The sequence below is a fragment of the Couchioplanes caeruleus genome (assembly GCF_003751945.1).
Lineage (GTDB): Bacteria > Actinomycetota > Actinomycetes > Mycobacteriales > Micromonosporaceae > Actinoplanes > Actinoplanes caeruleus.
The window spans coordinates 4,193,834-4,211,630 of record NZ_RJKL01000001.1 but is presented as its reverse complement, the minus strand read 5'-3'; the positions used below and the strand labels follow the sequence as shown (position 1 = coordinate 4,211,630).

24 protein-coding genes and 1 pseudogene are annotated in these 17,797 nt (G+C 66.7%); 21 read left to right on the top strand and 4 right to left on the bottom strand.

Annotation, left to right across the window (positions count from 1 at the left end; genetic code table 11):
- The first annotated feature begins 245 nt into the window (after positions 1 to 245).
- Positions 246 to 1,232 carry a mechanosensitive ion channel family protein gene (locus tag EDD30_RS18825; RefSeq protein ID WP_211277671.1) on the top strand — a complete coding sequence of 329 codons (987 nt, stop codon included), beginning with the start codon at positions 246 to 248 and terminating at the stop codon, positions 1,230 to 1,232.
- 1,000 nt (positions 1,233 to 2,232) lie between these two features.
- Here the strand turns inward: EDD30_RS18825 and EDD30_RS38345 are convergent.
- The 3 genes and pseudogenes from EDD30_RS38345 to EDD30_RS40705 all read right to left on the bottom strand — a co-directional run.
- The gene (locus tag EDD30_RS38345) at positions 2,233 to 2,754 is read right to left on the bottom strand and encodes a hypothetical protein (RefSeq protein WP_143162549.1); all 522 of its coding nucleotides are present in this window, start codon (positions 2,752 to 2,754) and stop codon (positions 2,233 to 2,235) included.
- 69 nt (positions 2,755 to 2,823) lie between these two features.
- Positions 2,824 to 3,237: a hypothetical protein gene (locus tag EDD30_RS18820; protein ID WP_071803366.1), complete on the bottom strand. Its 414-nt coding sequence runs from the start codon at positions 3,235 to 3,237 to the stop codon at positions 2,824 to 2,826.
- Positions 3,238 to 3,525: 288 nt separating this feature from the next.
- Positions 3,526 to 3,668 (bottom strand): annotated as a pseudogene (locus EDD30_RS40705) (IS5/IS1182 family transposase); the annotation flags it as partial.
- 506 nt (positions 3,669 to 4,174) lie between these two features.
- Here EDD30_RS40705 and EDD30_RS18810 point away from each other — a divergent pair.
- Complete coding sequence (locus tag EDD30_RS18810; RefSeq protein ID WP_071803367.1) at positions 4,175 to 4,864, top strand: GntR family transcriptional regulator; 690 nt, start codon at positions 4,175 to 4,177, stop codon at positions 4,862 to 4,864.
- Complete coding sequence (locus EDD30_RS18805) at positions 4,861 to 5,763, top strand: phosphotransferase family protein (protein ID WP_244945311.1); 903 nt, start codon at positions 4,861 to 4,863, stop codon at positions 5,761 to 5,763. Before EDD30_RS18810 ends, EDD30_RS18805 begins: the two co-directional genes overlap by 4 nt.
- Positions 5,764 to 5,769: 6 nt before the next feature.
- On the opposite strand, the gene EDD30_RS18800 is transcribed toward EDD30_RS18805, so the two are convergent.
- A complete protein-coding gene (locus EDD30_RS18800; protein ID WP_071803368.1) occupies positions 5,770 to 7,131 on the bottom strand; it encodes an NsdA family TPR-like regulatory protein in 1,362 nt (453 codons plus the stop codon).
- Between the two features lie 914 nt (positions 7,132 to 8,045).
- Between EDD30_RS18800 and EDD30_RS18795 the strand changes: the two genes are divergently transcribed.
- The 18 genes from EDD30_RS18795 to EDD30_RS18725 all read left to right on the top strand — a co-directional run bounded on the left by EDD30_RS18795 (position 8,046) and on the right by EDD30_RS18725 (position 17,757).
- Positions 8,046 to 8,288, top strand: a complete 243-nt coding sequence (locus tag EDD30_RS18795) for a DUF6284 family protein (RefSeq protein WP_071803398.1) — start codon at positions 8,046 to 8,048, stop codon at positions 8,286 to 8,288.
- A complete protein-coding gene (locus tag EDD30_RS39205) occupies positions 8,288 to 8,440 on the top strand; it encodes a hypothetical protein (RefSeq protein ID WP_170047126.1) in 153 nt (50 codons plus the stop codon). The genes EDD30_RS18795 and EDD30_RS39205 overlap by 1 nt, the downstream gene beginning before the upstream one ends.
- A complete protein-coding gene (locus EDD30_RS18790; RefSeq protein WP_071803369.1) occupies positions 8,437 to 8,709 on the top strand; it encodes a hypothetical protein in 273 nt (90 codons plus the stop codon). Before EDD30_RS39205 ends, EDD30_RS18790 begins: the two co-directional genes overlap by 4 nt.
- Positions 8,706 to 9,746 (top strand): DUF2637 domain-containing protein, encoded by a 1,041-nt coding sequence (locus EDD30_RS18785; protein ID WP_071803370.1) that lies wholly within the window; start codon positions 8,706 to 8,708, stop codon positions 9,744 to 9,746. The genes EDD30_RS18790 and EDD30_RS18785 overlap by 4 nt, the downstream gene beginning before the upstream one ends.
- Positions 9,747 to 9,844: 98 nt before the next feature.
- Entirely contained in the window at positions 9,845 to 10,000 is a 156-nt protein-coding gene (locus tag EDD30_RS39200) for a hypothetical protein (protein ID WP_170047128.1), read from the top strand.
- A 95-nt stretch (positions 10,001 to 10,095) separates the two neighbouring features.
- Positions 10,096 to 10,284: a hypothetical protein gene (locus tag EDD30_RS18780; protein WP_071803371.1), complete on the top strand. Its 189-nt coding sequence runs from the start codon at positions 10,096 to 10,098 to the stop codon at positions 10,282 to 10,284.
- 13 nt (positions 10,285 to 10,297) lie between these two features.
- Positions 10,298 to 10,447, top strand: coding sequence for a hypothetical protein (locus EDD30_RS39195; RefSeq protein ID WP_170047130.1), 150 nt, complete (start codon positions 10,298 to 10,300; stop codon positions 10,445 to 10,447).
- A gap of 44 nt (positions 10,448 to 10,491) precedes the next feature.
- Complete coding sequence (locus tag EDD30_RS18775) at positions 10,492 to 12,060, top strand: type IV secretory system conjugative DNA transfer family protein (protein WP_071803372.1); 1,569 nt, start codon at positions 10,492 to 10,494, stop codon at positions 12,058 to 12,060.
- 25 nt (positions 12,061 to 12,085) lie between these two features.
- A complete protein-coding gene (locus EDD30_RS18770; protein WP_071803373.1) occupies positions 12,086 to 12,346 on the top strand; it encodes a hypothetical protein in 261 nt (86 codons plus the stop codon).
- 20 nt (positions 12,347 to 12,366) lie between these two features.
- Positions 12,367 to 12,945 carry a hypothetical protein gene (locus EDD30_RS18765; protein ID WP_071803374.1) on the top strand — a complete coding sequence of 193 codons (579 nt, stop codon included), beginning with the start codon at positions 12,367 to 12,369 and terminating at the stop codon, positions 12,943 to 12,945.
- Positions 12,946 to 13,039: 94 nt separating this feature from the next.
- On the top strand, positions 13,040 to 13,396 hold the full coding sequence (locus EDD30_RS18760; protein ID WP_071803375.1) for a hypothetical protein: 357 nt from the start codon (positions 13,040 to 13,042) through the stop codon (positions 13,394 to 13,396).
- Positions 13,393 to 15,621 carry a cell division protein FtsK gene (locus tag EDD30_RS18755; RefSeq protein WP_071803376.1) on the top strand — a complete coding sequence of 743 codons (2,229 nt, stop codon included), beginning with the start codon at positions 13,393 to 13,395 and terminating at the stop codon, positions 15,619 to 15,621. Before EDD30_RS18760 ends, EDD30_RS18755 begins: the two co-directional genes overlap by 4 nt.
- 143 nt (positions 15,622 to 15,764) lie before the next feature.
- Entirely contained in the window at positions 15,765 to 16,013 is a 249-nt protein-coding gene (locus EDD30_RS18750; RefSeq protein WP_071803377.1) for a hypothetical protein, read from the top strand.
- The gene (locus tag EDD30_RS18745; RefSeq protein WP_071803378.1) at positions 16,010 to 16,387 is read left to right on the top strand and encodes a hypothetical protein; all 378 of its coding nucleotides are present in this window, start codon (positions 16,010 to 16,012) and stop codon (positions 16,385 to 16,387) included. Before EDD30_RS18750 ends, EDD30_RS18745 begins: the two co-directional genes overlap by 4 nt.
- Positions 16,384 to 16,671, top strand: a complete 288-nt coding sequence (locus tag EDD30_RS18740; protein ID WP_071803379.1) for a hypothetical protein — start codon at positions 16,384 to 16,386, stop codon at positions 16,669 to 16,671. Before EDD30_RS18745 ends, EDD30_RS18740 begins: the two co-directional genes overlap by 4 nt.
- A 143-nt stretch (positions 16,672 to 16,814) precedes the next feature.
- The gene (locus EDD30_RS18735) at positions 16,815 to 17,225 is read left to right on the top strand and encodes a thioredoxin domain-containing protein (RefSeq protein ID WP_071803380.1); all 411 of its coding nucleotides are present in this window, start codon (positions 16,815 to 16,817) and stop codon (positions 17,223 to 17,225) included.
- Complete coding sequence (locus EDD30_RS18730) at positions 17,222 to 17,533, top strand: hypothetical protein (protein WP_071803381.1); 312 nt, start codon at positions 17,222 to 17,224, stop codon at positions 17,531 to 17,533. Before EDD30_RS18735 ends, EDD30_RS18730 begins: the two co-directional genes overlap by 4 nt.
- Entirely contained in the window at positions 17,530 to 17,757 is a 228-nt protein-coding gene (locus tag EDD30_RS18725; RefSeq protein WP_071803382.1) for a hypothetical protein, read from the top strand. Before EDD30_RS18730 ends, EDD30_RS18725 begins: the two co-directional genes overlap by 4 nt.
- Positions 17,758 to 17,797 lie beyond the last annotated feature (40 nt).

The following is a 17,797-nucleotide window of genomic DNA, read 5'->3' as shown; positions in this document are numbered from 1 at the left end:
CGATTTTCAGGCCGCGAGTGCGCTTGTTGGCTGATGCCGACCGTTGGCCAGTGACCTGCGCTGCCGCAGGTCAGGACGCATCCGCGTTGTCGCTGGTTGCTGTCTAGACCCATCCATTGTCAACGCTTGTGTGAGCAATCCGTGAGCAGTCCGCAAGGACCTTCCCGGGCGGTGTAGGTGCCGATTCGTTCGCGCACAGACGGCACTGGGCAGCACACCTACAGCCGATCGAGGGACAGCGCGGGTTGCGCACCCTGCCTAGACGCGTCGACTTCACCTTCGTCATCGACGACGGACCCGATCCCGTGCTGCAGGACTCTCCAACAGACGTGCGAGAATCAGCAACCATGGTCTTGGCAAGCGGTTCCCTTGGCGACCTTGTGAACTGGCTCCGTAGTAGCGGGCTAGAGATCGTCTTGTTCATCACCGGTTCGGTCCTTTTAGCCCGATATGTACGGTGGATGGCGTACCGGATCACTCGTCGCATCGACGTGACATCGTCGGCCGGCGACGGGCTAGTACGTTCTGAGAACGCCAAGCATAGCCACGTGCTTACACAGGTCATCACGTGGTCGATGATTGTGCTGATCTATTGCGTCACGGTGATCAGCGTAATCAGTAGGCTCGGCGTGCCCATTACCGGACTCGTGGCTCCCGCGGCAGTGGTCGGTGTAGCAGTAGGCTTCGGCGCGCAGCGGCTAGTACAGGACATTCTGGCTGGCCTTTTCATCATCGTCGAACGCCAGTACGGTTTTGGCGATGTCGTCCGGATCTCTGCGTTGGGTAAAGAAGACGGAATTTCCGGAACTGTCGAGGAAGTCAGCCTTCGAGTCACACGGCTCCGCACGGTCAGCGGCGAGGTGGTAATAGTAGCAAACGGGCAAATTGTGCAGGTAACCAATATGTCGAGAGACTGGGCCCGGGCGATCGTTGATGTTCCGGTGCCGTGGAGTGCAGATATCAATCTAGTTCGAGAAATTCTGCACCGGGTCAGCGAAGAGGTCACCGTCGATGACGATCTCGGTAAGCTGCTCTTGGATGCGCCGTCCGTAGTGGGTGTGGAGCGAATGGAGTTGGATACCTTGCATGTACGTGTGGTGGCTCGTACCTTGCCCGGCAAACAGTTCGAGGTTGGGCGAGAGTTGCGCGAACGAGTCGCCGTGGCCTTTCTGGCCGAGAATATCGCGGTCGCCCCGGGACTAGGCACTGCCGAGCCGATGGGAATGTCCTAATGCGTCGGCATTTGTTGAATGGGCACTTCCGTATCTCCACCCTAATTCTTGCGCTTATATTCGCGATTGCCTTGGTGACGTATTTCTTGGTGTAATGCAGGGTCCACGTCGCGGTTTCGAGCACCGCAACTTTGGCCTGCCGACAAGCATCGCCGCTTGCGCCATTTGCGGCTCAGCTCTTTGTTCACAATCCTAGCCCACCATCGCTGATGATCTACAACGCGGCTAAGCTGGGTTCATAGAACGCACGTTGACGGCGCCCAAACCACGTCATGTAAAACCGGTATGTCGAGGGATATTCTGTTGCCCCAGCCTAGCTCGGGCCCCCATTACCCGGACCGGCTCTCCCGGCTCGGGTACGTGGCGACCGATCATCGGAGGCTTGTGGTGAATGTGTCGCTGGACTTCCGTTACCTAAGGAGGCTACGTGAAAAACAACAATAACAGAAGTCTGTGGACCAAAGTCGCATTCTTTCTCAAGTTGGCACTCATGGCGTTCGTTGCCACCGCTGGATGGGCGGTCGGATCTCTTATAGGTCCAGCCGTTTTCGACAACCCTGCCACAGGACCAGTTCTTGGTTTGGCTATTGGCCTGAGTCTCGGTATAACTTTGCTTACTCTCGGCAGGACGAGGCAAAGAATATCCAGGCGCTGAGAGGTGTCTACACCAAGGAGCGGTGTTTCCGGCGTGACATGACGGGCTGAGGTCCGGCGAGGGGCACCGCAAGTGATGCGTCGAACGTGCGATTCCCCGGTAGAAGATCGAAGGTGACGGTGGAAGTGTCGTCGGAGTAGGCCCCCGCACGGCGCGCAGCTGGCCACGGGGACGGTCATCCAGGCTCGCTACCGCATGACACTTGCTCATCGGCACCGCTTTATCCAGCATCATCCGGTCCGCGCGGCATCTTCCTGCATCGTGCCGAATTAGTCCGTTGCTGCTGCTGAGAACAGTTCAGCCGATCGAACCATTCTCGGTCAAGCGCCAGGCAACGCGGACTCGCTAACCAGACCGATTCGAGCGCGGACAGTTGGCGTCCACAATCGCTCGAAAGGCAACGGAGTCACCATCTTGGAGGGCCGAGAGCGATCTTTCATTATCCAGTTTGTCTTGACCTTCGAGGAACGCGGTGAAGTATACAGTTTCCCTAACCTTCAGAATCTGCGCCAAGGCAATCTCTTTCCCCTCTGGGGCCATTTTCTCGAAGTATTGCCTTCCCCAACTGCAGAACCAGTAAAGAGTAGCGTCGCTGCGCCCAGTATTTAACCTGTAGGCACTAAGGCTATTCGACGATTCTTCCTCATACATTTTCCCTTCGGGCCATTTCCACCCTGGTGCAAGAGCCAGTTTGGAAGCTTCATCGCGATACTCCGCTTCCACCTGCTCCGAATTGATCCAGCCGGGTTCTAACTCCTCCCCTTGGGTTGGCGCATTACCGCAGCCTGAGTTCAAGATTATGAATATCGACGATGCGATTAGTTTCGCCAGCAAAGCTCGCCGCAAGGATTCAACCTGCCTTTTCACGTGAAAATGTGATGTTGAGCAGAATATGCATCTGCTCAACACCACAAGTCAAAATCCGCTACTACGAAGCTACTTGGTCCAACAGGCGTACCCACTGGTTTTGCTGCCGTTCGCCTTTACCCAGACGGCGCAAACGCGGTGGCCCGACGGCCAGTTCTCATTGATGTGCCACCACGGACCATCGTAGTCATCCCCGGGCAGGACCTCGACCGTGGGGCTAGTGCGCTTCTTGGTTCCCTGCTTGATTTCAAGGTATCCGGTATGCGAGTGGTCGCCGAGGTTCCTGTGCTTGCCTCTCACCTCGCCGACGTAGTTACCGAGCCGGCAGACCGCCAGCATGGTCCTGCCATTAAGCCCGCCGCCGGTAGTGGTGTTGTACCAGATGCAGCTCACGCGAGGTGCGGCGTTCGCCGGGGAAGGGGCCAGCCCCAAGGACAACACGGCGGTGATCGCCGCAAAGGAGGCGAGCAGGGTCCTGCGCATACAACTACCTTCTTTCAGAGTACGCCGTGGATGAAGAGGCTTGCGTAAGCAACGACGCGTATCCATTGCACGAAACAAGGAGCCCTTCTCCACCGGCGCTTGGTCAACTATCAGATCTCAGCCGCAGCGTCGGGCCTTCCGGCCTCCCTCATCAGGGCTTCTGATCCGGAACGGGACGGTATCAAACTTGATCTAGTCTATGGGGTCTTGCAAGACAGAAATCACATTGACCTAACGGAATGTGTGAATGCGGATTAGCGGGGATATTTGCCGATTCGGTCGGACCAGGGCGCGACGGTAGTCGCGCAGGATCTTGTAGGTCTTGAGCCGGGCCAGGGCATGTTCGAGCCGAGCCCGGACCTTGCGGTGCCGCGTGCTGTAGTCCTTCTTCCATGCCGCAGGTCGCTGCCGTCGCGGGGCTTGCGGTACGGCGTGGGGCGCCATCCCCCGACGCGGCGGCCGACGGCTACCTCATGGCGCTTGGCTGTGGCAACGAGGAGGGCCTACTTCCCCTCCTGGACGACGGACGCCAGGACGACCTGCTGAGGCAGGGGCGCGATTACCGACGCGCCATGGTGGCACGCAGCCGGCACCATCGAGGCTGGACTTTGGCACGTTGACTCCCGTTCCTCTGGCAGAGGGCGAAGCCGTTGTTGCCGTCGACGTCTCCGCCACTTGGTGGCCCACCGACGGCAGCGGCGTGTCGTACACCAGTGACGCGTTCGCCTGGCGAATCCGAGTGCGCGACAGTGATGGTTGGCGAGTATCTGAAGTCCAAGCGCCCGCGTGGTGTGGAGGCTATGTACGACTTGACGCCTGCCATCCATGAAAGCTCTGTCGCCTCGGTGGGGGCCACGGGGGTTGCCGCGAGCCGACGGTGGCCGCATCCGAGCCGCTTCCCCTAGCCTTGAGCCAACACACAAGCGCAAGGAGACCCGTGGAGAGCGCACGAATCTCAGGTGCCGGGTATCGCGAGATTGCCGAGACACTCCGGGACTCGATCAACAGCGGCGAGCTTGCTCCGGGTACGCAGCTTCCGGCCGAGATGGAGGTGTGTCGGCGCTGGGGCGTGTCTCGTGTGACGGCCCGCAGAGCGCTCGCCTCACTTGAGGCCGACGGCCTGGCGGACTCAATTCAAGGCCGCGGCCGGTTCGTGAAAGGCCCCGAGGGCACCAGAACGACCGGGAGTCGCGCAGAGGCCATCGCCGCAGAGATCCGCGGCGATGTCACTGCGGGACGCTTGTCACCCGGGGACCGGATCGCCAGCGAGGCCGCCCTCAGCGAGCGCCATGGCGTCGCACGCGGTACCGCTCGTGAGGCATTACTCATCCTCGACCGCGAGGGGTTGACCACGGTTGTCGCAGGCCGGGGGCGGTTCGTTGCAGCGCCCGATGAGCAGCTCCTCGACAATCGTGCAGAGGAAATCGCACGCGATCTACGTACGCAAATCGCCACCCAGCAGCTAGCACCAGGTGACTCTCTCGCTGGCGAGGGAGAGCTTGCGAGCGTATATGGCGCTGCTCGCGGCACGGTCAGGCGAGCGCTTGAGATGCTTGAGCTTGAAGGCATTGTGAATCGGGTTCCCGGCCGGAGCCGCGTCGTTGCCGACGTCAAGGAAACTCAGTGACCGACCGAACGCCGTTCAGTGCCGAATCAGCCGGAGAAGTCCTCAAGGATGCCTGCTCTGCAATCGGTGCAGACGCCACCACTGCGAAGCTCCTGCGCCTCGGTGAAAACGCCATTTTCATCCTCGACACCCCGGCGGTTGTCGTACGCATCGCCCGTGGACCGCGCTACGCGGCCGACGCGGAAAAAGAGGTTCGAGTAGCGAGTTGGCTGGCGCAAAACGGCATCAGCGCCGCTCGCCTGTTCTCCACCCCGCAACCCATCAACGTGGACGGTCATCCGGTCACGTTCTGGGAGGTCGTGCCAGATTCAGGCAGTAAAGTCCAGGCGGGCGAACTCGGTTCGGTGTTACGAGCGGTTCACGCGTGCCCGGTTCCAACTCAACTCGACCTTCCCGCCCTCAACATCTTTGGCCGGGTAGAGGGACGCATCGATGCTGCTAGCGGGATAGGCGGCGCCGTCCTGACGTTCTTGCGCAAGCGGTTGCACGACCTGGTGGATGCCTACGAACAGCTTGTATTCAATGGCGAGCCGGTCGCGTTGCACGGCGATGCGCACGTCAAGAACCTTATCCGTACGCCGGAGGGCGAGGCTGTCCTCATCGACTTCGAGGGGTTCTGTCTAGGCCCTCGCGAGGTTGATCTGGCAGTTACTGCTACTGAATACGAGATCGGTTGGCACAGCGACCGCGATTACGAGAACTTTTGCTCGACATATGGCATGGACGTTCGCTCGCGGCCCGGGTTCCAGATCCTTCGCGATGTCAATCTGCTCAAGATGACCACGTGGCTCATGCAGAATGTGCAGGAGTCACGCGAAGTCGCGGACGAGTTCGAACGGCGCCTTGAGGCGTTGCGATGTCCAGCCAAACTAGCTGGCTTGGCCTGGCAGCCGTTCTGATGCTGATCAGCTCGGCACCGCGCTGAGCGCCCCGTCGAACACCGCCAACGCCCGCGTTACGTCCGCATTCCTGCGATGGGGCATGAAGTCGACGTAGAGATCCCGAATGTAGCGCAGGTAGCGTTCGCTCTTGAGCGGCCCAGCCAGCTCGATCGCCTTGATGGCGATTTCCGCCGCCTGCTCGATGTCTGCGGCGTCGCCGTGCAGGCAGCTCACCGCGTGCACGAGTCGGATGAAGGCGTGCGTCCGGACGTAGCCGGGATCGGTCAACTCGATGGCACGCGACACGAACTCGACTGCCAGTCCGGGATTACGAAGATCGCGGAAACAGTGAGCCGCCTCGCCCGCAAGTTCTGCGTCGTCAAAGTACTCGATCCACGGCGGATCTTCGCAGAGCACGCGCTTGTCGAAGAGCTGCTCCGCTTCCCGGAGCGCTATGGCGCAGTTTCGGCCGTCGCCCGCGCCTGCGCGTGCGCGTGCCTCCATCGCGAGGAACATGGCCGTGACGGTAGGGGTCGCTGCCCCGCGGGCACCCTCCTGGGCAGCCCGCGCAAGCTGCGCCGCTTCGCTGAAGAATCCGAGGTAGTTGGCCTGATGGCTCATATTGGACAGGAGCCGACCCCCCATGACGCGGTCGTCTCCCGCCTGCGCCAGTCGAAGCCCCTGCACAAAATACCGCTGAGCGAGCCCGTGACGGCCGAGGTCGTAAGCAGTCCACCCGAGCAATTGGGCTGCTTCCGCTGCGGCTGAGAACAGCTTGCGCCCAACGGCCTCCGAGTAGGTGCCGTCGAGAAGTGGCAGTACGTCGTGCCGGAAGTACTGTGCGAGGGCCGATCGCGCGTGCCCTCCGCCGAACTGGAAGTCAAGCTGCATGAACAGCTTGATGGTTGAGCAGATGGCGGCAACCTCGGGCATCCCCACCCGCCTGCCGGTCGGGCTGGTCTGAAGTGGCTCCGGCCGACCCAACAACCACGCCATCAGCGGCGCGGTCCACGCAACGGACGTCGCGGCGGCCTTCTGCAGTTCGACCGAATCGGCGATGTCGTGTTCGGCCGTGCTGGCGAGGCCGCGGAGCGTCTCAGGAAGATCTTCGCTAAAGCTCAACGGCAGCAGGACTCCCGACTCGGAGACGAATCCGAGCGCCTCGGGAGTGACCAGCTCGCCGAACGCCTCGCTGAATACCTCGGCGACGACGGCCGCCGTACGCGGCCGAATGCCTCCGCCTTTGAGCCATCGCCCGACGTTGATGTGAGTGCAACTGATCTTGATGCCGAGGCGATCGGCGCGGGTCTGGATACGGAGCGCCAACCCCTTATTCGACCAGCCCGCACGTTGAATCGCCTGCGCCAGTAGGTCGTTCGACACCACGCCCCCTTCGCCTGATTCGCAGTCAATCGCGGCCAACGTGGCAGGTCAAGACCGTGCACCCCCAGGATGCACCCCCATGGGCATCGATGCACCCCCTCGATCACCCTGCCGATCCGCTTACGAACCGGCTTAGCTGGTCTCAGCGCCAGCGAGCGAGGAACCCGGGCAGTCGAACCGCAGTGCTTGACAGGGTTCAGGTATACGTGTTCTATGGTGCCTAGTACATGCATACAACCGAACAGGGTTGTCTCGGCGGGCGGATCGGATCTCCGCTTCGTCCATCCGGGCCACCGGGCATGGCTGCATCGGCGAGAACTCCATAGAGGCAGTGTTGACCGAACTGCGTAGTGCGAACCGGTCAGGTGCTCTACCTCCCGCTGGGAAGCGGGGAACGTTCCAGGCGGCACCAGCAGTACAGCGACAGGTCTAGGCCCCGCTCAGCGGCCAGCAGAACACTGGCTGTCCCGTATCCCGTCGGCATCGGCGGTGGGCACGCGATGAGGCGACCGGCGCAACCCCGGCGAGGTACGGCGGGTGGTGTGCGGCGGCGTGAGCGCGCGGTGGCGGACAAGTAGACCTAGCTCGACTCGAACGGCCTGCCCGAAGGCCGAGATCGACGCTTCCGGGCGGGCCGGCCCCCTATGTTGGCCGGTCCGCCGGGCGTTCCTCGTACCGCATTGCCTAGTTCTCCGATCGATTGCAAGGAGATCCACGTCATGGCTTCCCTCGCTTCGCTCGTCACCGTTTCCGCACGTCAGGGTGCCTGCTGGCGCCAGTGCAAGGGCTGCACGAACCTGGCGCCACTCGCGCCGGCCGAGACTCACTGCCGCGGCTGCCGCGCCGGGCACCGCCCGGTGAGCGCCCGCCGGACACTGCGGGCCGCCTGACCTGTTCCGGAAGGACTTCCGTTGACCATGGACGACTTTGACTCCGTTGAGCCGTCTGCCGCCGACCTCGCCGCGATCGAGCGTGAGGAATCGCTGATCTTCGCCGAGATCGAGGTGTTGACCGCCGAGATCGGCATCCTGGCCGCCGCCGACCGGGGCGGCCCGTCGCCGCTGGACTGGCGCCGCCTGCGCCGCGCGAATCGCCGCGTCATCCGCGCTGCCCTCGACCTGGCCGTGAAGCACCACGACGACGCGCGGGAGGTGGCCTGATGCACCTGCGCAAGCTGGGCGGCCTGGTGCTGCTGGCCTTCGCCGCGTTCTACGCGATCACCAACCCCACCGAAGCCGCCGACTTCATCCGCACCATCGCGTCGGGCATCGGCTCGTTCGCGTCTGAACTCGCCACTGGAGACAACTCATGACCACTGCAACCGGTCCGGGCCTCGTGAAGGACAAGCCCGTGAAGAAGCGTTACGCCGTCCGTTACCTGATCGTGAACGCCGCTGGCGACCTCCTCTGGAACGGCAACGCAGACATCACCAGCGACCCAATGCCGCTCGACGGCGACCTCGCGGAAGTAGCCCTCTGCCACGCCGTCACAGCGAACACCCTGCGTGCCGACTGCGACCGAAGAGGCATCGGTACCCCCGGCAGGGTGCTCATCACCGCCATGTGGGAGGTCGCCGGATGACCGCCGCCACGACGGGGGGCAGCGCCTATCCGCCGAACGTCAATGACCTGCTGCCGCGGGCCATCGAGTACGCCAAGCAGCTCGGCAAGGTGCCCTCGCGCAACATGCTGATGAAGCACTTGAAGGTCGGCGCGGACAAGGCCAAAGCGGTACGCGAAACCCTGCAACGGCTCGCCGAACGCGACCAGGACGCTACCGACCTGCACCTGCACATGGTGAGCCGAGGCAGCCTTGCGGAGGCGCCGCGGCTGCACCTAGCCCCCAACCCGGAGGCCGACTCGGACTCCGCCGATGACGCACCGGAAGACCTTGCGTCGGTGCTGCCGCTCACTGCCGCGCCCGAGGAGCCACAGCCGCCAGCAGCACCCGATTCGGTCCAGCCGGGTCCGCCCTCGGCGATCGCCGTGCGGCGCATCCCGGTGGCCCGCTACGGCATGGCCGCCTTGCTCACCGTGATTGGGGTGCTGTTGGCCGGGGTGATCGTCGCTCCGATCGCCTTGTCGAGTCAGGACATCATCGCGTGGGCCGCGAGCCCGACCGGGCTGGGCTTGTCCGGGCCGTGGCCGCTGATGACGTTCTTCGCCCTGGACGCCGCCGCCGCGGTATGCGTCGGCCTGGTCGTCTACTGCGCCTGGCGCGGCGAATCGGCGGGGGTGTTCGCGTGGCTGGTGTGGGCGTTCGCCGGCATGTCCGCCTACGCCAACTACTCCCACAGCGCCGGAAGTCCGGCACGTGACGCGGTGTGGTTCTTCCCCGCCATGAGCCTGGCCGGGCCGTTCCTGCTGGAAATCGTCGTACGACATGTGCGCCGCTGGGTGCAGGAAGGCACCGGTCGCCGTACCCGCCATCACGTGGCGTTCGGTCTGACTCGCTGGATCCCCGGCGTCGGCGCGCTGCGCGAGACCTACGGCGCGTGGCGGCTGGCCCGCCTCGACGGCATCGACGACGCCGACCAGGCCGTCTGGGAGTACCGGCGGCTGTGCCCGGATGGCTCCATCCGCGTGCTGTCCGCTCTGCGCGCCCGCGACCAGCTCTGAATTCGCCCGGCGGCACGACCCCACGGCTTCCCAACCAAGCGTCGTGCCGCCGGCCCCACCCCGTCAGCCCTCAAGGACCTTCGGGAGAGGTGCCCAGTATGTCCGAGCGTCACCTGCACATCCAGCACGCCGAGGTCATCGACCGCAACCGCCGTCAGCGTCTCGCCACGCAGGTCGAGGCGCAACGTCAGGCCGATCAGCGCCGCGAGGCTCAGGCCCGCCGCGCGCAGCGCGACGACGCCGACGAGTTCTGACCCGCGTCTTGGGGCGCGGCCCGGTGTGACGGGCCACGCCCCACCCTCCTTCTTCACCTTCTGCCCCGACCCTGTTGTGAAGGACGTGACCTGCCATGACCCGTTGCTGGGACGGCACACCCGAAACCCCCGCCGAGACCCGCTTCTTCAATCTGCGGGAGTCCGGCTACGACGGCCCGATCGACTCCGACGGCTACCGGGTGACCGACCCGGACGTCCTCGCCACGTTCGCCCGCATGGACGCCGTGTGCGCGGCCCGGATGGCTGACGAAGACGAGCAGTGAGCGGAGACGACGGATGCTGACTGGAAAAGCGCTCGCCCGGGTCATCGGTACCGGGCTCCTACTCACCGCCGCCGGGTGGATCCTTGCCGGCTATCCCGGCCGTCGTCTCGCCGGTGCCGGCCTCATCCTCCTCGGGCTGGCACTGACGGTGCTGCCGCGCTAGGGCTGCGCACCCGCGCGTCCAGTTCCGCCGGGCTGATCGGCCGCTTGGACCGCGCGTCGCGCCGCAACTCGGGAACGGCGTCGCGGTGGGACATCTTCCGCACCTCCTCGAGCTGGGCGATGCGCCGCAAGGCCACCGTCATCCGCCCCTCCCTGCGGGCCTTGTCCTGGTGGCAGCGGATGCGGGTCCCGGTCAGGCAGTTTGCGACGCCGCTGGCCCGGGTGGGCTGGCAGACTGTGCACACCTCCGGCGAGGAATCCACACTGCGCATCGGCATCCCCGGCACCGGCAAGACCGCTGAGATGGCCTGCCTGGTCCTCGACGCCCCCGGCGGGGTGGTCACCACCTCCACCGCCACTGACCTGTACGAGCTGACCGCCCGGCTGCGGGCGGCGCGCGGCCCGGTCGCGGTGTTCAACCCCGGCGGTCTCGGCGCCATCGTCTCCACGCTGCGCTGGTCACCGCTGAACGGCTGCACCGACCCGGCCACCGCCGCCCGCCGCGCCGCGGACCTGATGGGACCGGGAACGCCGGGCACCGAGGGGGAGCGGTGGGAGGCTCAGGCCCGTCGGGTGCTGGCGGTGTGGCTGCACGCCGCCGCCCTCGGCCGGCACCGGATGAGCGACGTGCAAGCCTGGATCGCCGACCCGCACGCCGCCAAGGCGACCATCTTGGCCGCGCTGCGGCACTCGCCTCGGCGTGAGCAGATGCGCCAGGCCGCCACTCAGTCGATCGACATGAGCCCGCGCACCCGTGACGGCATCATGCTCGCGATGGCCCCGGCCCTGGCATGGACCACTCTGCCCTGCGCGGCGGTCGCCGGAGACCCCGCCACCAACGATGGCGGGTTCCGCGTCGCGGACCTCACTGACCGGCGCGGCACCCTGTATCTGCTCGGCGACGACGACGGCACCGTCGGCCCCCTGGTCGGCGCGCTGGTCGCCGAGATCGCCTACCAAGCCCGGCACACCGCCGCGACCCGCCCAGCCGGGCGCCTCGACCCGGGCCTCGCGTTCGTGCTGGACGAGGTTGCCCTGGTCTGCCCGACACCGCTGGACCGGTGGATGGCCGAGCTGCGCAAACGCAACATCGTCATCCACGCCGCCTGCCAGGGCTACGGCCAGCTCCGCGACCGGTGGGGCAAGGACAAAGCCTCAATGATCCTCAACACTGCCGCCGCGGTGCTGGTCTACGGCGGCTGCAAAGACGCCGACGACCTGGCCGCGTTCACCACACTCGCCGGCGACCGCGAAGAAACCACCGAAACCCGCAACGCCGACGGCCGGGTCAGCTCCACCACGACACGGATCGTGCCGGTCATCTCACCCGCGATGCTCGCCGGCCTGCCCAACTTTCAAGCCCTGCTGATCCGCCGCGGCATGCCCGTCGCTCTCGCCCGCACCCCGATCGTCTGGAAACGCCGCGACGTACGCCGCGCCCGCCGCGGCCTCATCCGCGTCCCCGCCGACCTGCCCACCCCCGCCCGGCCGCTCACCGAACGCCTCGCCCGACTCATCCGCCGCCCCCACCACCCGGCCTGGTCTCCGGCTGATCCGCACCGCCACCGGCGCGCGGCCGACCCGAGAAGCCAGCCCACCCGCACCGCCGCCTAGTCACCATCCAGAAAGGACGTCTCGCATGCGCCTGTTCAGCGACGACACCCGCCGCGACCGCGAAACCCTCATCCAGGCCCGCCAGCACCTCGCCGAGGTCAGCGACCGCGACCGCTACGAATCCGACGACTACCTCGACGCCAACGACGCAGTCATCGACGCCGAACAGCCCCTCAAGTGGTGGCAGCGCCTCGACATCGACCTCGACCTGCACCACCGCCGCGACGACGGCGACGCGGACACCCCCGACTCGGCCCGGCGCCGTGCTGACGCCGACGAGTTCTGACCCCTCAGGAGAAGCGCTTGATGTTCAGCTATGAACACCTGACCGCCCGGCAACAAGCGATCTACGACGCCGCCGAACAGCAAGCCCCCGCCGAGGGCCGAGACACCCAAGACGTCCTGCTGGAGCACCCCGGCGACCTGGATGACAAGGCCCACGTCGCCGAGGTGTTCGGCGGCCCCGGCGCCGGAGCCGCACTGCGCGAGGCTGTGCACCGGCGGACCCTCGACCACGCCGCGCAGCGCAGCGACAGCGATGAGGACCTGCCGGTCGTGCGGCGCCTCGATGACGGGCGCACCGCGATCGTGCGCGCCATGTACGACGGGCGCAGCCTGCTCGAATACGCCGACGGCAGCCGCGAGATGGTGAGCGCCTGCGACACCCAGCAGGTCGGCCCCGACCCGGACGTCATGGCCACCGCCCAAGCGTTGCAGGACCGCGCCGACGCCGCCCGGACGGCGGCGGACCTGGACATGGACCCGGCCAGCGCCGCTGTCCGTCACCAGACCGCAAGCCAGCTCCAGCACGCAGCCGACGACCAGCGTGCCCGCGCGTTCGACTGGATGAAGCCCGCCGAGCGCCATGACAGCGACGAGTTCTAGCTGCGCCCGGCGGCGCGATCCCACGGCTTCCCACCAAGCGTCGCGCCGCCGGCCCACCCCGAAACCCCACCCGATCGACCTCGGGAGACACCTGATGCTGCCCCACCCGACCACACCCACCCGAACGCGCTGGCGGAGCCTGCTGCGCGGCTTACTGTCCCGGGTCCGGCCCCGTCGTCTGTGGTGGCTCGGCACCCCGTACCGGGTCACCATCGCCGCCGTCGCGGCCGGCGGGTACGTCCTGCAGATTCACCACACCCAGGGCGTCGAGTGGGTGGATCTGCCCCGACGTACCCGGGTCTGCGACCACCCTGACGAGCGCGAATTCGTGGCCACCGTTGCCGCCCTGGCCGAACGCGGGCTCGTCTGGGTCCTGCCCTGGCAGCTCGACGAACACGGCAACCTCACCGCCCCCGTCGTCCCACTCGTGCGAGAGGAGAACCGCCGATGACGACCCCACGCCCGGACCCGGACGACGTCGACCGGACCGCCGCCGAGAACGACGTCGCCGACGCTGAAGTCGTCGACCTGGACGCTGCCCGGTCGCGGCGCACCGGCATCACACCGCTGGACGACCCGAACGGCGCAGACCTCGACCTCGACGACACTGGCGCAGACGAGCCGGTGATGGTCGACAGCATCGCCGCGCAGCGCCGCCCGCGGTTTTCCCTCGCCGCGTTCCGCGATGCCGAGCGGGTGAACATCATCCCGTCGTGGCTGCGCTCGACCACGGAGTTCGGCAAGAACGCCGCTTGGGCGGCCGGGTTCGGCGCGCACACGCTGACTTTCCACAGCGTCCGGCTGCCGGTGTACGCCGTGAAGCTGACCGCGCGAGCGCCCCGCGGATTCGGCCGGGTGTGCAAGGGCTATAACCGGTGGCTGTGGGACCTGGAAGGTGAGCCGGTGCGCCAGTCCGTGGTCCGAGCGGCGATCAACAAGCCGGAAGAGGCCAAAACGTACGACCGGTTGACCAACAAGCGCGATCGGCGCGTCCGCTGGCGTGGCCTGATCACCATGTTCCTCGCGATCATGCTCACGGTGGCCATCGGCGCGTTGATGCTGGCCCCGGTCATCGCGCAGTACACGTGCCTCGTGGTGCTGGTCGCGGTGCTCGGCTACCTGGGCACCTCGGCAGACAAGCCGCTGTTGGGCACGGCCGTGGTGCGTCACGACGCCGCGCCGCTGACCTCCGTCGAGGTGTTCACTGCTCTGGCGGCGCTCAACATCAAAGGCATCAACGACGCCATCCGGCGCGGCGACGACGGCAGACGCTGGTTTCCCGCGCCGATCCAGCGCGAGACCGGCGTCGGCTGGCGCGCCGAGGTCGAGCTGCCGCGCGGCGTGACCGCCTCCACCGTCGTCGGGAAGCGCGAAGAACTGGCCGCCGCGCTGACCCGGCCGCTGGGCTGCGTGTGGCCGGAAGCCAACGCCGACGTTCACCCCGGGCGGCTGATCCTGTTCGTCGCCGACAAGGACATGAGCCGGGCCAAGCAGAAGCCGTTCCCGCTGCTCAAGTCCGGCACGGTGAACCTGTTCAAGGCCGTACCGTTCGGCACCGACCCGCGCGGCACGCTGGTCACCATCACCCTCATGTACGCGTCAATGATCATCGGTGCGTTGCCGCGATTCGGTAAGACGTTCGCACTCAGGTTGGCGCTGCTGCTGGCCTGCCTCGATCCGCGGTCGTGGATCCTGGCGTTCGACCTCAAAGGCACCGGCGACCTGTCGCCGCTGGAACCGGTCAGTCACGCCTACCGCGCCGGTGACGACGAGGAAGACATCGAGTACGTAGTGACCGCGCTGCGCGAAATCCACACCGAGATGCGCCGCCGGACCAAGGTGATCCGGGACCTGCCGCGCGACCTGTGCCCGGAGAACAAGGTCACCGACGAGCTGGCCTCCAACCGCAAACTCGGCCTGCACCCCATCGCGATCGGCATCGACGAGTGTCAGCGCGGCTTCGAACACCCGAAGTACGGCGCGGAAATCGAAGAGATCTGCGAGGACCTGATCCGCCGCGGCCCGGCCGTCGGGATCTTCCTGCTGCTGGCCACCCAGCGCCCGGACGCCAAAAGCCTGCCGACCGGCATCTCCGCCAACGCGGTGCTGCGGTTCTGCCTCAAAGTGATGGGTCAGACCGAGAACGACATGGTGCTGGGCACCTCGATGTACCGCAACGGCATCCGCGCCACGATGTTCTCCCGCCGTGACAAGGGCATCGGCTACCTGGCCGGCGAGGGCGACGAGCCGGTCATCGTCAAAACGTTCGAAATCGACGGCCCGGCCGCCGAGGCCATCGTCGCCCGCGCCCGCACGGCGCGGGAGCGCTACGGCAACCTCACCGGCCACGCCGCCGGGGTCGTACTCGACACCACCGCCGTGCGCCGAGACACCATCCTCGAAGACGTCGCCGCGGTCATGACCGACGCCGAGGCGAAGCTGTGGTCCACCGTGATCGTCAAGCGTCTCGCCGTGCTGCGCGGCGACGCCTACGCCGGATTCACCGCCGACCAGCTCCGCGAAGCCCTCAAACCCTGGGGCGTGCGGACCGGGCAGGTGTGGGGCAGCGACCCGGACACCGGCGAGACCGGCAACCGCAAAGGCATCACCCGCGCCCACGTCCTCGACGCACTCACCAAACGTGACCGCGACGCGGGCGGCAGCGGCCGGAAGTAGGCCACGTTTCGCCGCTAGGTCTAGCGCCCGGCATCGCTAGACCTAGCGGCACCGCTAGCGACACCAAGAATCCCTGGCCAGCGCCCTAACCCCTAGCGGCGCCAGCCCACGGTGCCCTCAAAACCGGCTCAGGAGGCTCCCGGATGGACCCCATCGCCCTGCTAGCTATCCTCGCCGCCCTCGGTTACGCAGCGTTCTACCTGATCATGTGCGCCGCGTTCCCGTTCGGCCACTGCCGCCGCCCCCGCTGCCAAGGCGGACGCCTCTACTCCCGCATCTACACCAAAGCCTTCCGCGACTGCCCCCGCTGCGAAGGCACCGGCCGGCGCGTCCGCATCGGCCGCCGCGTCTATGAATACCTGCGCGGCGAGTACAAGGCGGGCAACCGATGACCGCCCGCACCATGCGCCGCCACCACCGCACTGCCACCGCCCACACCGGCTGGTGTGCCGCCGATCACCGCTGCAACCTTGCCGAGCACCGCAGCCACGACATGGTGATCGACCTGCCCGACCACGGCCGCGCCGTCCTCACCCGCGTCCAAGGACCCGACGGCCGCCAACACGCCGAAATCCGCGCCCGCATCGTCCTGCACACCGAAGACACCGCCGCCCGCTGGCAACTGCGCACCGCCCTGGCCGGCCTACGGCAACTCCTCGGCCACGTCGCCATCCGCCCCGGCGTGATGCGAACCCCAGCCACCCGACACACCGCCATCACCACGGCACCCGCCACCCAGCCTCCGACCCGAAGGAACGCCGCATGACCTCGAACCAGCCCAGCCCGCGCAGCGACCACCAACGCTGGCAACCCACCGCACGATCCGCACACGGCCGCCACGTCCAGGCATCCCAGCACCGGCAAGCCCTCATCGAGGCCATCGCCGCACGCGGCCAGCAGCTCGGCATGGCCCCCGGACAGGTCAGCGCCGCCATCATCGCCGCCGACGACCAGCTCCGCGCTCACGGCTGGCACCCCGAGCAGTTCGCCTACGGCGACCCCATCGACGACTTCGTCACCGGCGCAGACGCCGACTACGACGAGTACTGACCCGATCCGGCACGGCACTGACCCTGCCGGAGGCAGCCCCCGATGACCAGCTCCGTCACGGCGGCCCTCGTCGTCGCCGTTCCCGCGAACGCACACGCGACCGGCTTCGTCGCCGCCGACCACCGCACCAGGAAGGCCGCCCGATGACCCTCACCGCCGCAACCCCCACCACCGACATGCACACCCCTGACGTGCCCGACCTCCGGGAACTCCGCACCACTGTCCTGCGTTTCCTGCTGGCCCTGACCGACGCCCACGGACTGCCCATGCCCGCCGACATCGGCCTGACCGACCACACCGAACGCGGCGGCTACCGCCACCTGGAGTTGCGCATGGACCGCAACGCCGCCCACGACTTCCACCGCTGGGCCGCCGTACTCGGCCTCACCGCGCAGCAACCGTCCGACTTCGACCTCGACACCACCCAACCCTGGCGAGCGCTCACCGCCAGCCAACACCACCCCGACGGCCCGTTCACCGGATGGGGGCTGATCGAGGTCTCCTGCTACCTCGACCTGCCGGCCCGCGCCCAGACCCGGGAGGGTGCCGCGTGACCGCCACAATCCGCGTCGGGGTGATCCCCGCCGTCGAGCACGGCACCGGGTTCGTCGCCGTCGCGGTGCGCTTCCCCGCCGCGCCGGTCGCGCACCGTGTCACCCGGCTGTTCCACCGCCCGGACGGCACCCAGGGCGGCATACCCGCCCGCTTCGACGGCACGGAACAGTGCCGCACCGAGATACGGCCCGCCTGCCGCCCGGACAGCGACCCGGGCGAACGGCTCTACGAACTGTCCGTCCCAACCGCGCTCGCCCGCGGCGCTACCGCATGCGGACACGACGACTGTTTCGGAGGTGCCGCATGAACATCCGCCTGATGGGGGACGGCAATCAGGTCGCCGCCGCCGTCGCCGTCCTGGAAACACTGCCCGGCCTGCGGATCGCCTCGGTGTCGCGGCCGTACGCCAACCGCCGCGACCCCGAACAGATGCGCATCTACCTCGACGTCGAGATCACCGCTGTAACGGTCGGTGGTGACCAACGCGCCGTCGAGGCCAACACCGGCGAAGCCAGCGATATCGCGGCATGACCGGCGCCGCCCCGGCCGCGCTGGTCTGCGCGGCCGGGTG